This is a genomic window from Microbacterium telephonicum (genome assembly GCF_003651225.1).
Taxonomy (GTDB): domain Bacteria; phylum Actinomycetota; class Actinomycetes; order Actinomycetales; family Microbacteriaceae; genus Microbacterium; species Microbacterium telephonicum.
This window is the reverse complement of record NZ_RCDB01000003.1, coordinates 112,582-127,164: the sequence shown is the minus strand read 5'-3', so window position 1 is coordinate 127,164 and position 14,583 is coordinate 112,582. Positions and strand designations below refer to the sequence as shown.

The window sequence follows — 14,583 nt, the reverse complement described above, 5'->3', positions numbered from 1 at the left end:
CCATCTGCTCGCCGACCCAGGCGCGCAGCGTGCCCGCCAGGCCCTCCGGCGAGTGCGCGTCGAGGTAGCTCTGCTTGATGATGACGAACGCGACCACGGCCTGACCGGTCGTCTCGTCCGACGCCCCGACCACGGCGGCTTCGGCCACCGCCTCGTTGCCCACGAGCGCCGACTCGATCTCGGTCGTCGACAGCCGGTGCCCCGACACGTTCATGACGTCGTCGACGCGGCCGAGGAACCACACGTCGCCGTCGTCGTCCAGACGCGCACCATCGCCGGCGAAGTAGTAGCCCTTGCTGCGGAACTTCTCCCAGTACGTCTCGACGAAGCGGTCGGGGTCGCCCCAGATGCCGCGCAGCATCGACGGCCACGGCTCGGTCACCACCAGCAGTCCGCCGTTGCCGTTGCCGACCTTCGTGCCGTCCTCGTCGACGACGTCCACCGAGATGCCGGGCAGCGGCACCTGCGCGCTGCCGGGCTTGGTCTCGGTGACGCCGGGGAGCGCGGAGACCATGATCGATCCGGTCTCGGTCTGCCACCACGTGTCGACGATCGGGGCGGCGCCGGCGCCGATGATCTCGCGGTACCACATCCACGCCTCGGGGTTGATGGGTTCGCCGACCGATCCCAGCAGGCGCAGCGACGACAGGTCGAAGCGCTGTGGGATGGCGCGTCCCAGCTTCATGAACGAGCGGATGGCGGTGGGGGCCGTGTAGAGGATCGTGACGCCGTACTTCTCGACGAGCTCCCACCACCGGCCGGGGTGCGGGGTGTCGGGGGTGCCTTCGTAGAGCACCTGCGTCGCGCCGTTCGCGAGGGGGCCGTAGGCGACGTAGGAGTGTCCGGTGATCCAGCCGATGTCGGCGGTGCACCAGAACACGTCGGTCTCCGGATGCAGGTCGTGGACGACCTTGTTCGTGAACGTCGCCTGGGTCAGGTATCCGCCCGAGGTGTGGAGGATGCCCTTGGGCTTGCCCGTCGTCCCCGACGTGTAGAGGATGAACAGCGGGTTCTCCGCCGGGAACGGATGCGCCTCGTGCTCCGCGGATGCCGCCGGCACGACCTCGTGCCACCAGACGTCGCGGCCGTCGGTCCAGTCGACCTCGTTCTCGCCGCGGCGCACCACCAGCACGTGCTCGACGGTCTCCTGCACGCCGTTGCCCCGGTCGCCGAGCGCCTGGTCGACCGCGGGCTTGAGCGGTGAGACCTTGCCCTTGCGGTAGCCGCCGTCGGCGGTGATGACCAGTTTCGCGCCGGCGTCGTCGATGCGCGCACGCAGACTGTCGGCAGAGAATCCGCCGAAGACGACGGAGTGGATCGCGCCGATGCGGGCGACGGCGAGCATCGCGGCGATCGCCTCGGGGATCATCGGCATGTAGATCGCGACACGGTCGCCGGCGCCGACGCCCAGGTCGATCAGCACGTTCGCCGCGCGCTTGACCTCCTCGGTGAGCTCGGCGTATGTGACACGACGCTCGTCACCGGGCTCGCCTTCCCACAGCAGCGCGACACGGTCGCCGTGGCCGGCCTCGACGTGGCGGTCGAGGCAGTTGTACGCGACATTGAGTTCGCCGTCGGCGAACCACTGCGCGAACGGAGGGTTCGTCCAATCCAGCACCTGTGTGAACGGAGTGTGCCAATGCAGCGCTCGGGCCTGCTCGGCCCAGAACGCTTCGCGGTCGGCGGCTGCGCGGTCGTACAGGTCGGCCGTGGCGACCGCGTCGGCGGCGAACTCGGCGGACGGGGCGAATCTGCGGTTCTCGGTCAGCAGGTGGTCGATCTGGCTGCTCATCGGGCGCGCTCCTTTGCGGCGGGACGGTCGCCGCACGCGTCGCGACGATGCGGGAAATCTAGCCCCGCCCCCGTCGATCGACTACCGCCGTTAGTGGGTGAGGGGCAGGCTGAGGATTCCGACTGATATATCGCCGCGCGACGCGCCGAGAGTGTTTTGGTCGAATGCGTCCGCATGCGTATGCTCGGTCGCGGCCGAACTTCGATTCTGGCATCGCGGCATCCGCACACCCCCCGATTCGTCGGATGCCGCGCAGGGTGGCATCCCGTTCCCCCCATGGGATGCCACCCTTCTTCATTGCGTGGAACCGCTCCCGTGATCCACCCCGCCGGTCGGGATCCGCGCGGCGCGCATCCTCCTCCCCAAGGCGCACCTCACCGCGTCGACTCCTCGGATGCGGGGAGCGGCCGTCCACGCCCGGACCTCCCTGCGTAGCGTCTGCGGCATGTCCGAGCCCTTCGTCGTCCGGCCCCGCGGCGAGTCACCCGTCGCCTCGGCGCGGCCGAACCGGCGCGTGCCCGATCATCCCGCGATCGCGCCGCTCCGCGCGCACCTCGTCGACCCCGACGTCACCGACGTCTTCGTCAACGGCGGTGGTGCGCTGTTCGTCGACCGCGGGCGCGGGGCGGAACCGGTCGCCGGATGGCATGCCACGCCCGGCGAAGTGCGCGACCTCGCCGTCGACCTGATCGGTATCGGTGGCCGGCACCTCGACGACCTCGCCCCGCTGGTCGATGTCCGGTGGGACAACGGCGCGCGGGTGCATGCCGTGCTCGCGCCGGTCGCCGTCGACGGTGCCGTCATCTCCATCCGCCTCCCGTCGGCGCAGCGCCTGAGCCTCGACGACCTCGGGCGCCAGGGCATGTTCGATGCGGCCACCGGGGCCGTGCTCGCGGGCTTCGTCGCGGACCGGGAGAACGTGCTCGTCAGCGGGGCGACCGGGGCGGGCAAGACGACCCTGCTGTCGGCCCTGCTCGGCCTCGTACCCCACGACGAGCGGATCGTCACGATCGAAGACGTGGCCGAGCTACGCATCGACCACCCCCACCACGTGCGTCTCGAGTCGCGGCAGCCGAACCTGGAGGGCGCCGGGGGAGTGGGCCTGGCCCGGCTGGTGCGCGAAGCCCTGCGGATGCGGCCCGACCGACTCGTGGTCGGGGAATGCCGCGGCGAGGAGGTGCGGGAGCTGCTCTCCGCGCTCAACACGGGCCACGACGGCGGTGCCGGCACCGTCCACGCCGGCGGCATCGACGACGTCCCCGCGCGGCTCGAAGCCCTGGGCGCGCTCGCCGGCCTCGACGACCGGGCTCTCGCGCGCCAGGTCGCCAGTGCGGTCGGGGCCGTCGTGCACGTCGGCCGTGGCGTCGACGGGGTGCGGCGGGTCACCCGCATCGCGCGTCCCGTCGTCGTCGGGGACCGGCTCGAGATCCGGGAGCGGTCGTGACGGCGGCGGCATCCGTCCACCGGCTGTCGGTGCTGCTGGAGGCCGGGCTCGCCCCGCCGCGCGCGTGGCGGCATCTCGCGGATGCCGGAGACGCCGACGCCGCGGCGGTCATCGCTGCGACGGAGGCGGGCGGCAGCGTCGCCGACGCGCTCGAGACACGGGCCGAGCCGTGGCCGCAGATCGCGCGGGCGTGGCGCGTCGCGACGGAGGTGGGTGCTCCGCTGGCGCCCAGTCTGCGCGGCATCGCCGACGCCCTGCGCGACGCCGAGGCGGGCAGAGACGAGGTGCGCGTCGCGCTGGCAGAGCCGGCCACGACGGCGCGGCTGGTCACGTGGCTGCCGCTGCTCGCCGTCGTGCTCGTCGCGGCGTTCGGCTTCGACGTCGCTCAGGTGCTGACGGGGCCGATCGGCATCGCCTGCGTGGTTGCGGGCGTGCTCCTCATCCTCGTCGCGCGACGGTGGACGACGCGCCTCGTCGCCCGTGCGCAGCCGGATCCGCGCGTCCCTGGCCTGGAATGCGATCTCGTCGCGATCGCCTTGACCGGCGGTGTGTCGATCGAACGCGCCCTCGCGGGCGTCGGACCCGACGCGCGCGAGGGGACGGCTCCGGTGCTCGAACTGTCGCGCGCCAGCGGCGCGCCGGCCGTCGATCTGCTGCGGGCCTCCGCCGACGACGAGCGTCGCACCGCGCGCACCGAGGGGCGGCTGCGCGCGGCGAAGCTGTCGGGCGCGCTCTTGCTGCCGCTCGGGGTGTGCACGCTCCCCGCATTCCTGCTGCTCGGCGTCGCTCCGATGGTGCTGTCCGTGCTCGCGTCCACTCCGCTGATGCTGTGACGTCCCTGCCACCAGACCGTGCCACCCCGATCGTGCCGATGACCGAGAGGAACACCATGACCCATCCCGATCCGATCCCCACGCTGACCCGCCGCCGCGCGCGGCGCCTGTTCCGTCCGGAGCGCGGCGCCGGACGACACGGCCGCGCGGCCCTCGCCGACGACACCGGTGCGGCGACCGCCGAGTACGCCATCGCCACGATGGCGGCCGTCGCGTTCGCCGGCCTGCTGGTGGTGATCATGCGCTCCGACGAGGTCCGCGGCATCCTCACCGACCTCGTCCGCCGCGCGCTGACGGTGGCCTGATGGGCGGCGACGAGCGGGGAGCGGTGACGGCCGAGTTCGCCGTCGCCCTTCCCGCCGTCGTCGTGGTCGTCGCGCTGTGCGTCGGTGGCCTGGGCGCGGCGGGCCGGCAGGTGCGTTTGGAGCAGGGCGTCGCGCAGGCGGCCCGTGTCGTCGCCCGGGGCGAGCCCGACGCACACGCCGTCGACGTCGCCCGCCGCATCGCCGCCGCCGACGACGTGACCGTCCGCACCGAGGGCGACCTCGTGTGCGTCACGGCGACTCGCGCGGCGCCGCCCTTCCCGAGCCAGCACGCGCGATCGTGCGCGCTCGCCGGTTCGACGGGGTGAGCGCGCATGCCCGGTGCGATGCTCGCCGTCGGGACCATCGCCGCGTCGGCGGTGCTCGCCGTCGGCGTCGGGGCGGCCGCAGCGGTGTCGCTCGCGTCGGTGCGCGCGGCTTCGGCCGCCGACTCCGCCGCGCTCGCGGCCGCGGACACCGCTGCGGGCTTCGCCGTGGGTGAGCCCTGCGCGCGGGCCGCCGAGATCGCCGCGCGCGGCGGCGCCCGTCTCGTCGCCTGCGGGCTGAGCGGCCTCACGGCGACGGTCGAGGTGACCGTCGAGGTCGGCGTGCACAGCGTCGGAGCGCGCGCGAGGGCCGGACAGCCACCGGCGGCACCTCCCTGAGCGTCCGCATCGCGGGCTCGGCGCCTCCCAGCATCCTCATGTCCGGGCGGTGTGTATGGTGTGCATCGAACGAAAGGACGGCCACGTGGCACAGGTCAAGGGCGGCAAGAGCGAGGGCAAGAAGCTCGTCATCGTCGAGTCGCCGACGAAGATGCGGTCGATCCAGGGGTACCTGGGTGACGGATACGAGGTGCTCAGCTCGGTGGGTCACATCCGCGACCTCGCCGACAAGAAGGACATCCCCGCCGAGCTGAAGAAGACGTCGGTGGGCAAGTACTCGATCGACATCGAGAACGGCTTCACTCCTCTCTATGTGGAGTCGGAGCGCGGCAAGAAAACCGTGGCCGAACTCAAGCGCGCCCTGCGCACCGCCGACGAGCTCCTGCTCGCCACCGATGAAGACCGCGAAGGCGAAGCCATCGCGTGGCACCTGCTCGAGACCCTCAAGCCCAAGGTCCCCGTCAAGCGCATGGTCTTCCACGAGATCACGAAAGACGCGATCCGCGCCGCCGTCGACAACACCCGCGAGCTCGACCTCGCACTCGTCGACGCGCAGGAGACCCGCCGCATCGTCGACCGCCTCTACGGCTGGGACGTCTCCGACGTCACCCGCCGCAAGGTCGGTCAGGGCACCTCCGCCGGACGCGTGCAGTCCGCCGCCACCCGGCTGATCGTCGACCGGGAGCGCGAGCGCATGGCGTTCGTGTCCGCGTCGTACTGGGACGTCGAAGCCCTCGCCCGTCGCGCCGAGACCGGCGCCGACGGCTTCTCGACCCGCCTGGCACGGCTCGACGGCGCCCCGCTCGCGCGCGGCACCGACTTCGACGACCGCGGCGCGCTGCGCAAGGCCGTCGTCGTGCTCACCGAAGATCAGGCGCGCGAGATCGCCGCCGCGCTCGAAGCCGACGGCGCCGCGACGGTCACCGCCGTCGAGGCCAAGCCCGGCACCCGCAGCCCCAAGCCCCCGTTCACGACCTCCACGATGCAGCAGGAGGCCGGTCGCAAGCTCTCGATGAGCGCCAAGCACGCCATGGGCGTCGCGCAGCGGCTCTACGAGAAGGGCTACATCACCTATATGCGCACCGACTCGACGGCGCTGTCGACGCAGGCGATCTCCGCCGCGCGCACGCAGGCCGTCGCCCTCTACGGCGACCGCGCGGTACCGCCCAGCCCGCGCTCCTACCGCAGCAACAGCAAGAACGCGCAGGAGGCGCACGAGGCCATCCGTCCCTCCGGCGAGGATTCCCGCACCCCGTCGTCGGTCGCCTCCGCCCTCGATCGCGACGAGTTGCGCCTCTACGACCTCATCTGGAAGCGCACCATCGCCAGCCAGATGTCGGATGCCACCTACGAGACGACCACGGTCACGCTCGAGACGACGGTGACCGGCAAGGTCGCCGCCTTCACCGCATCCGGCACCGTCTACACCTTCAAGGGCTTCCTCGAGGCGTACGAGGAGGGGCGTGACGAGAAGCGGTCGGATGCCGACAAGTCCGACGACCAGTCGCTTCCCAAGCTCGCCGTCGGCGACGCCGTGCGACTGAGCGACGTCGAGCCGAAGGGGCACGCCACCAGCCCGAAGCCCCGCTACACCGAAGCCTCGCTCGTGAAGGCGCTCGAAGAGAAGGGGATCGGCCGGCCGTCGACGTTCGCGTCGATCATCGACGTCATCCTCGACCGCGGCTACGTCAGCAAGCGCGGACAGGCGCTCGTGCCGAGCTGGCTCGCCTTCAGCATCGTCCGCCTGCTCGAGCAGCACTTCGCCGAGCTCGTCGACTACGACTTCACCGCCGGCCTGGAAGACGATCTCGACGCGATCTCGCGCGGCGAGGAGAACCGCGCCGAGTGGCTGCGGGGCTTCTACTTCGGGTCTGATGACCACGTCGGGCTGCGCAAGGTGGTCGACAACCTCGGCGACATCGACGCCCGCGAGATCAACTCGACCCCGATCGGCGACGTCGCCGTGCTGCGCCTCGGGCGCTACGGCCCGTACCTCGAGGTACCGGGCGATGACCCCGAGACCCCGCGACGCATCAACGTCCCCGCCGATCTGGCACCCGACGAACTGACGCCGGAGCGGGCGCAGGAGCTCGTCGACGCCCCGGTGGGCGGTGACCGCGTGCTGGGTCAGAACCCCGAGAACGGGCGCGACGTCGTCGTCAAGGACGGCCGTTTCGGCCCGTACCTCGAGGAGCTGCTGCCCGAGACGGACGAGGCCGAACCGGCTGCGCCGAAGAAGCGCGGCGCCAAGAAGGTCGAGCCGCCCAAGCCGAAGCGCGCGTCCCTGTTCAAGAGCATGTCGCCCGAGACGATCGATCTCGACACCGCCCTCAAGCTGCTCGCGCTGCCGCGCACCGTCGGCGTGGACCCCGAGACCGAACAGCCCATCACGGCGCAGAACGGTCCGTACGGCCCGTACATCAAGAAGGGGACGGACTCGCGGTCGATCGGCAGCGAGGACCTCATCTTCGACATCACGCTCGAGCAGGCACTGGAGATCTACGCGCAGCCGAAGTACGCGACGCGCGCGGCGACCTCCCTGAAGGAGTTCGAGGCCGACCCGGTCAGCGGCAAGCCCGTGCGCATCAAGGACGGCCGTTTCGGCGCGTACGTCACCGACGGCACGACGAACGTGACGATCCCGAAGGGGCAGACTCCCGACGACATCACGTTCGAGGTGGCCGTGCAGATGCTCGCCGACAAGCGCGCGAAGGGGCCGGCGCCCAAGCGCACGACCCGACGGGCGACGACGACGCGCAAGGCGCCGGCGAAGAAGAAGTGACCGGTCTCGACACTCCCGCCGGGCTCTGGGTGACCTTCGAGGGCGGTGACGGCGCCGGCAAGACGACGCAGGCGCGCCTACTCGAGGAGTGGCTGCGCGATCAGGGACGCACCGTCGTGCGCACCCGGGAGCCCGGTGGCTCCGAGGTCGGTGTGCTCGTGCGGGAGATCGTCCTGCACCATCGCGGCGACGTCTCCCCGCGTGCCGAGGCGCTCCTGTACGCCGCCGACCGCGCACACCACGTCGCAACGGTCGTGCGGCCCGCGCTCGCACGCGGCGACGTCGTCATCCAGGACCGGTATCTCGACTCGTCGGTCGCCTACCAGGGAGCGGGCCGGGTGCTGGATGCGGGCGAGATCCGCGACCTGTCGCTGTGGGCGGCCGAGGGAGCACTTCCCGACGTCACGGTCCTGCTCGACCTGGACCCTGGGGTCGCGCGGAGGCGGCTCGATGCCGACGACAAGCCGTTCGACCGGTTGGAGGCCGAGCGGGAGGAGTTCCACGAGCGGGTGCGCGCGGCGTTCCTGGCGCTCGCGGACGCCGAACCGGAGCGTTTCCTCGTGCTCGACGCGACCCGTCCCGCCGACGAGCTCGCCGCCGCCGTCCGCGAGCGCGTCGGTGCCACCGCGTAGGCTGAGGGCATGACGGTCACCGCCTCCCACGCTGTGCCGTGGGAGCAGGTGTGGGGCCAGGATGCCGCCGTCGCGCAGTTGCAGGCGGCCGCCGCCGATCCGGCGCTCCTGGCGCACGCGTGGCTCATCACCGGTCCGCCGGGATCGGGGCGGTCGACGATCGCGACGGCGTTCGCGGCGGCGCTCATCGCCGATCCGGGCGACGAGGCGGCGATGCGGCAGGTCGTCGCGGGGACCCATCCCGACCTCACGACGCTGCGCGCCGAAGGCGTGATCATCTCGATCAAGGACGCCCGGACCCTCGTCGAGCGCTCGTACTTCGCTCCGTCGCTGGGACGGTATCGCGTCATCGTCATGGAGGACGCCGACCGCATGGTCGAGCGCACCAGCAACGTGCTGCTGAAGGCCCTCGAGGAGCCGCCCGAACAGACCATCTGGATCCTCTGCGCACCGAGCGACGCCGACCTGCTGCCCACGATCCGTTCGCGGGTGCGCACGCTGCGCCTGCGCGAGCCCGAGGTCGCCGACGTCGCGCGCCTCATCCAGCAGCGCACCGGCGTCGACGAGGCCGTCGCCGAGCAGTCGGCGCGGCTCGCGCAGCGGCACATCGGCATGGCCCAGCGCCTCGCCACCGACGCGGTCTCGCGCGAGCGCCGCGCGGAGACGCTGACGGCCGTGCTCGGTGTGCGCGGGGTCGGCGATGCGGTCGAGGCCGCCGCCCGCATCGTGTCGCTCGCGACCGACGATGCGAAGGCGCTCACCGCAGAGCGGGACGAGGCCGAACGCGAGGCGCTGCTGCGCACGCTCGGCGTCGCGCCCGGCGGCGCGGTGCCGCCGGCGTTCCGCGGTCAGGTCGGCGCACTCGAAGACGAGCAGAAGCGGCGCGCCACCCGGAGCCTCCGCGACGGCATCGACCGGGTGCTCACCGACCTCGAATCGATGTACCGCGACACGCTCATGCTGCAACTCGGCCGGGAGGGAGACCTCATCAACCGTGAGCTGGGCCCCGAGCTCGCGGCGCTCGCGACCGCGTGGACGCCCGAGCGCACCCTCACCGTGCTCGACCAGATCGCCCTCACCCGCACGAATCTGCAGGGCAACGCCGCGCCGGCGCTCGCCCTGGAGAGCATGCTCATCACCGTCGCCAGCGGAAGGACCCCGTGACGCCCACCCGACGCCTCGTGACCGCCGTGGCCGGCCTCGCCGTCGCCACCCTCGCCCTCACCGGATGCCTGGCCGCTGCGATCCCACCCGAATCGTCGGCCACGCCCGGGGCCACCAAGGCGCCGGTCTCCGACGGCGCGCCCGCCGGGTTCGAGGAGTACTACACGCAGACCCTCACCTGGGAGGGGTGCAGCGGAGCCGACGCCGGCAGCTACGACTGCACACAGGTCACCGCACCGTCGGACTGGTCCGACCCGGATGCCGGTGACCTCAGCCTCGCGCTCATCCGACGCTCCGCCGACTCCGGTTCGCCGATGGGGTCGCTGCTGACCAACCCGGGCGGGCCCGGGGCGAGCGGCTACGACCTCATCGCCGATTCGGCGAGCTTCGCCGTCGCTGCCCCACTGCTGCAGGCGTACGACGTCATCGGGTTCGACCCGCGCGGCGTCGGGAGATCCAGCGCCGTCGCCTGCCTCTCGCCGGCCGACATGGACGCGTACCTGTTCGACATCCCGGCGGACCCCCGGGGCAGCGACGGGTGGACGGCCGAGCTCACGCAGCGCAACGAGGGCTTCGTCGCCGGGTGCGAGCAGTCCAGCGACGGCATCCTGCCCTACATCACGACCGACAACGCGGCGCGCGACATGGACCTGCTGCGCGCCGTGCTCGGCGACGAGAAGCTCAACTACCTCGGCTACTCGTACGGCACCTTCCTCGGCGCGACGTACGCGAAGCTGTTCCCCGACCGGGTGGGCCGCCTCGTGCTCGACGGCGCGATCGATCCGTCGGTGTCGGGGCTCGACGTGTCCACGACGCAGGCCGTCGGCTTCGAGTCGGCGCTGCGCGCCTACATGGCCGACTGCCTCACGACGAGCGACTGCCCGTTCGCGGGCGACGTCGACGATGCCATGGCCGACCTCGGCACGCTGCTGGCGAGCGTCGACCGCTCGCCGCTGGCGAACTCCGACGGGCGGATGCTGGGCGCCGACTCGCTCATGACCGGGATCATCTCGGCGCTGTACTCGCAGGCGAGCTGGCAGTACCTGACGGTGGGCCTCACCGACGCCCTGCAGGGGAACGCGTCGGTGATGTTCCAGCTGGCGGACTTCTACTACGGTCGCAACCCCGACGGGAGCTACGCCGACAACTCCACCGAGGCGTTCCGCGCGTACAACTGCATGGACTACCCGGTGGACACCGACCAGGCCGACGTCGACGCGGCCGATGCCGTCGTCGCCGCCCAGGCGCCGACGATCGCCCCGTATTGGGACGGCGTCGACGTCTGCGCGTCGTGGCCGTACCCGCCGACGGGTGTGCGCGAGCCGATCGCGGCCGACGGCGCCGCGCCGATCGTCGTCGTCGGCACGACGAACGACCCCGCGACGCCGTACACGTGGTCGCAGTCCCTCGCCGACCAGCTCTCCTCCGGCGTGCTCGTCACCCGTGTGGGGGAGGGGCACACCGGCTACAACAAGGGCAACGCCTGCGTGGACGATGCGGTGAACGCGTACATGCTCGACGGCACCGTGCCCGAGGACGGGCTGCGCTGCGGCTGATCCGGCTTGGTCAGCGACGCAGCACGCGGCGCGCGAGCGCGTTGCCCAGGAACTGCACGCCCTGCACGAGCACGATGATGATCAGCACCGCCGCCCAGGTGACGGCGGGGTTGAACTGCTTGAAGCCGTAGACGATCGCGAACTCGCCGAGTCCGCCGGCGGCGACGGCACCGGCGATCGCGGTCATGTCCACCAGGGCGACGACGATGAACGTGTAGCCGAGGATCAGCGGGCCGAGGGCTTCGCGGGGGACGAGCCGGAACAGGATGCGGCCGCGGCTCGCGCCGGCGGCGCGGGCGGCCTCGATCACGCCGGGGCGCACGGTCAGCAGGTTCTGCTCCACGATGCGGCTGATGGCGAACATCGAGGCGAGCGTGATCGCGAACACGCCGAACTCCGGGCCGATGCCGGGGATGCCGAGGGCGCGCGCGAAGGGCTGCACGGCCGCGAGCAGGATGACGAACGGGATCGGTCGGAAGAAGTTGACGACGACGTTGAGCACGCCGAAGACGGCGCGGTTCGGGTAGAGGCTGCCGCTGCGGGTCGCGTACAGCGCCAGCCCGAGCAGCAGTCCGGCGAGGCCACCGAACACCAGGGCGAGCGAGACGACGAACAGCGTCTCCGCCGTCGCGGACCACAGCTCGGGCAGCAGATCGATGAGCCTATCCACGGGGGTCCTCCTCGATGAGCGGCGCGACGGCCGAGGCGGCGTCGATGGCGCGGGCGACGGCATCCGCCGGTCCGGTGAGCGCGAGCGTGAGGTGTCCGAACACCCGCCCGCGGATGTCGTTGATGCCGCCGTGGATGAGCTCGAAGCGCACGCCGTGCGCCGACAAGGCGGCGAACACGTCGGCCTGCGTGACATCGCCGTCGCGCACGGTGAAGGTCACGATGCGGCCGGGATGCCGGGCGCGCAGCGTCTGCAGCTGCTCGCCGGTCGGCACGTCTTCGATGATGCTCGCGACGAAGCGGCGCGTCGCCGCGAGCCGGGGAGCGGAGAGGACGTCGAACACGTGGCCCTGCTCGATGACGCGACCGGCCTCCATCACGACCACCCGGTCGGCGAGGGTGCGGATGACGTCCATTTCGTGGGTGATGACGAGGATCGTGACGCCCAGCTCGACGTTGACGCGGCGCAGCAGCGCGAGCACCTCCTGCGTCGTGTCGGGGTCGAGGGCGCTGGTGGCCTCGTCGGCGAGCAGGATGCGGGGACTCGTGGCCAGGGCGCGGGCGATGCCGACCCGCTGCTTCTGTCCGCCGGAGAGCTGTTCGGGGTGGTTCTTCGCCTTGTCGGAGAGGCCGACGAAGGCGAGCAGCTCCGCGACGCGTGCGGCGATCTCGGCGCGGGGGCGGCCGGCGACCTCGAGCGGGTAGGCGACGTTGCCGGCCACGGTGCGAGAGTCGAAGAGGTTGAACTGCTGGAAGATCATGCCGATGTCGCCGCGCAGTGCCCGCAGGTCGCGCTCGCGCAGGCGGGTGATGTCACGCCCGTCGATCTCGACGACACCGGAGGTGGGGGTCTCGAGTGCGTTGACGAGCCGCAGCACGGTGCTCTTGCCGGCACCGGAATAGCCGATGATGCCGCAGATCTCGCCGGCGGCGACGTCGAGCGAGACGTCGTCGACGGCGGTGACCGGGGCGGCGTCCTTGCCGCTTCCGGGGAAGGTCTTGGTGACGCCGTGGAGGCGGATGAGGGTCATGGTCCTGCTCCTTGCGCGCGTGTGCGGCCCGCTCGGAGAACGGGCCGCACACACGAGGATGTCACTGTGCGGCGCGGATGTCGTCCTCGACGCTCTTGAGTGACGAGACCAGTTCGTCGGCCGGCGTGGTCAGCAGCACGGCGGTGTCGCCGGATGCCTTCTGCACGCCCTCCTGCACCTCGGGGGTGTTCTGGTAGATCTCGACGAGCTTCTTGTACGTCGGGTTGTCGGCGTCCTCCGCGCGGGCGGCGAAGATGTTGATGTACGGCACCGCGTTCGGGTCGGACGGGTCGTCCTGCGCGATCGCGTCGTCGAAGCTGAGTCCGGCATCCTCGACGAAGTCGTTGTTGATGATCGCGGCGGCGACGTCCGGGAGCGAGGTGGCGGTGAAGGCGGCGTCGAGCGCCTCGACCTTGACCTTCGACTCGGGCAGCACATCGGCGACGGTGGAGAACGGTGAGCCGCCGTCCTTCAGCTCGATCAGGCCCGCCGACTGCAGCACGAGCAGGCCGCGCGCCTGGTTCGACTCGTCGTTGGGGACGGCGACCGTCTCGCCCGCGGGGATCTCGTCGGGCGAGGTGTACTTGTCCGAGTACAGGCCGAGCGGATAGATCGCCGTGGCGCCGACCGGGACGAGGTCGTCGTCGGCCTGCACGTTGTACGTCGCGAGGTAGATGATGTGCTGGAACTGGTTGAGGTCCAGCTCGCCGGCCGACAGCGCCGGGTTCGGCTGCGTGTACTCGCTGAAGTCGACGAGCTCGACGTCGATGCCCTCGGCGGCGGCGGCGTCCTTGTAGGTCTGCCAGTACTCGTCGCCGGCGCCGACGACGCCGATCTTCACCGTCTCGGTCGTGGCCTCGCCCGACGCGGCAGTGTCGGCGGACCCGCCGGCGCACGCGCTGAGCAGCAGGGCAAGGGGCAGGCCGACGGCCGCCGCGATGATCGTCTTCTTGGACATGGTGGTGCTCCTTGTGAGATGGAGGCACCGGATTGCGCGCCAGGCGCCGAGCGGATCGGGGACCGCGCTCGCCTCGTCGCGGTGCCGATGTCCACGGTAGGCGGCATCCGGGTGGCGTGCCGGAGGGGGCGTAGCCCGGCGTAACAGGCGTGGTTCGCGGCACCCTTCGCGACACTGTAAGATCGTTGATCGTGCACGGCGCTCGCGCCTTGCGCCGCCTTAGCTCAGACGGCAGAGCGATTCACTCGTAATGAATAGGTCAAGGGTTCGATTCCCTTAGGCGGCTCCGACGAAGAGGGGTTCCGGGCGGAGCCCCTCTTCGCATCCCACGAGTGAGGCGCCCCGGATGGATCACGCACTGGACGCGGTGCTCGAGATCTTCTCCTGGATCGGATTCGCCGGAGCCGCGCTGTTCGGGGTGGTGTGGCTGATCGTGTGGGCCGCCGACGGCTCGTGGGCGCAGGCGGAGGCGATCGTCGACCGTGACGGCGCGGAGCCGGTCGTCCGCTGGTTCGGCGCGGACGGTGCGCACGTCGCCCCGCTGACGCCTTCGGATGCCGCGACATTGGCGGATGCGGACGACGCGACGATCTGGTTCCGCCTCGGCCGGCCCGGACTGGTGCGCCTCGAACGGCGGCCGGCGGTGCTGCGGCTGCTCGCCTGGGCGTCCGTCGCGTTCGCGGTGCTCGGCGTTCTGACGGTCGTCGGGTCGGTGGTCGTGCTCTTCGTGCGGGGCTGATCGCTCGCGGAGGGCG

14 protein-coding genes and 1 tRNA gene are annotated in these 14,583 nt (G+C 71.5%); 11 read left to right on the top strand and 4 right to left on the bottom strand.

Annotated elements, in window-relative coordinates:
- Window positions 1–1,792, bottom strand: a 1,792-nt coding sequence (gene acs / locus C7474_RS10135) for an acetate--CoA ligase (RefSeq protein ID WP_121059659.1), incomplete at its 3' end; no start/stop codon positions are given.
- Between the two features lie 445 nt (window positions 1,793–2,237).
- On the opposite strand from acs, the gene C7474_RS10130 reads away from it, so the two are divergent.
- The 9 genes from C7474_RS10130 to C7474_RS10090 all read left to right on the top strand — a co-directional run bounded on the left by C7474_RS10130 (window position 2,238) and on the right by C7474_RS10090 (window position 11,170).
- The gene (locus C7474_RS10130) at window positions 2,238–3,236 is read left to right on the top strand and encodes a TadA family conjugal transfer-associated ATPase (protein WP_121059657.1); all 999 of its coding nucleotides are present in this window, start codon (window positions 2,238–2,240) and stop codon (window positions 3,234–3,236) included.
- Window positions 3,233–4,069, top strand: a complete 837-nt coding sequence (locus C7474_RS10125; RefSeq protein WP_121059655.1) for a type II secretion system F family protein — start codon at window positions 3,233–3,235, stop codon at window positions 4,067–4,069. Before C7474_RS10130 ends, C7474_RS10125 begins: the two co-directional genes overlap by 4 nt.
- A gap of 56 nt (window positions 4,070–4,125) precedes the next feature.
- Window positions 4,126–4,374, top strand: a complete 249-nt coding sequence (locus C7474_RS10120; RefSeq protein ID WP_121059653.1) for a DUF4244 domain-containing protein — start codon at window positions 4,126–4,128, stop codon at window positions 4,372–4,374.
- Window positions 4,374–4,700 (top strand): TadE family type IV pilus minor pilin, encoded by a 327-nt coding sequence (locus tag C7474_RS10115; protein ID WP_121059651.1) that lies wholly within the window; start codon window positions 4,374–4,376, stop codon window positions 4,698–4,700. The genes C7474_RS10120 and C7474_RS10115 overlap by 1 nt, the downstream gene beginning before the upstream one ends.
- Window positions 4,701–4,706: 6 nt before the next feature.
- Window positions 4,707–5,036, top strand: a complete 330-nt coding sequence (locus C7474_RS10110; protein WP_121059649.1) for an Rv3654c family TadE-like protein — start codon at window positions 4,707–4,709, stop codon at window positions 5,034–5,036.
- An 85-nt stretch (window positions 5,037–5,121) separates the two neighbouring features.
- Entirely contained in the window at window positions 5,122–7,818 is a 2,697-nt protein-coding gene (topA, locus tag C7474_RS10105) for a type I DNA topoisomerase (protein ID WP_277870597.1), read from the top strand.
- Window positions 7,815–8,450 (top strand): dTMP kinase, encoded by a 636-nt coding sequence (gene tmk / locus C7474_RS10100; protein ID WP_121059645.1) that lies wholly within the window; start codon window positions 7,815–7,817, stop codon window positions 8,448–8,450. The genes topA and tmk overlap by 4 nt, the downstream gene beginning before the upstream one ends.
- A gap of 9 nt (window positions 8,451–8,459) precedes the next feature.
- On the top strand, window positions 8,460–9,614 hold the full coding sequence (locus C7474_RS10095; RefSeq protein WP_121059643.1) for a DNA polymerase III subunit delta': 1,155 nt from the start codon (window positions 8,460–8,462) through the stop codon (window positions 9,612–9,614).
- Window positions 9,611–11,170, top strand: a complete 1,560-nt coding sequence (locus tag C7474_RS10090) for an alpha/beta hydrolase (RefSeq protein WP_121059641.1) — start codon at window positions 9,611–9,613, stop codon at window positions 11,168–11,170. Before C7474_RS10095 ends, C7474_RS10090 begins: the two co-directional genes overlap by 4 nt.
- Before the next feature lie 10 nt (window positions 11,171–11,180).
- Here C7474_RS10090 and C7474_RS10085 read toward each other — a convergent pair whose 3' ends face one another.
- From C7474_RS10085 to C7474_RS10075, 3 genes are all read right to left on the bottom strand, one after another.
- Window positions 11,181–11,840, bottom strand: a complete 660-nt coding sequence (locus C7474_RS10085) for a methionine ABC transporter permease (RefSeq protein WP_199692426.1) — start codon at window positions 11,838–11,840, stop codon at window positions 11,181–11,183.
- Window positions 11,833–12,870, bottom strand: a complete 1,038-nt coding sequence (locus tag C7474_RS10080; protein WP_121059637.1) for a methionine ABC transporter ATP-binding protein — start codon at window positions 12,868–12,870, stop codon at window positions 11,833–11,835. The genes C7474_RS10085 and C7474_RS10080 overlap by 8 nt, the downstream gene beginning before the upstream one ends.
- A gap of 61 nt (window positions 12,871–12,931) precedes the next feature.
- Window positions 12,932–13,828 (bottom strand): MetQ/NlpA family ABC transporter substrate-binding protein, encoded by an 897-nt coding sequence (locus C7474_RS10075; RefSeq protein ID WP_121059635.1) that lies wholly within the window; start codon window positions 13,826–13,828, stop codon window positions 12,932–12,934.
- Window positions 13,829–14,041: 213 nt separating this feature from the next.
- Here C7474_RS10075 and C7474_RS10070 point away from each other — a divergent pair.
- A tRNA-Thr gene (locus C7474_RS10070) sits at window positions 14,042–14,114 on the top strand.
- A 60-nt stretch (window positions 14,115–14,174) separates the two neighbouring features.
- The gene (locus C7474_RS10065) at window positions 14,175–14,567 is read left to right on the top strand and encodes a hypothetical protein (RefSeq protein ID WP_121059633.1); all 393 of its coding nucleotides are present in this window, start codon (window positions 14,175–14,177) and stop codon (window positions 14,565–14,567) included.
- Window positions 14,568–14,583: the final 16 nt, after the last annotated feature.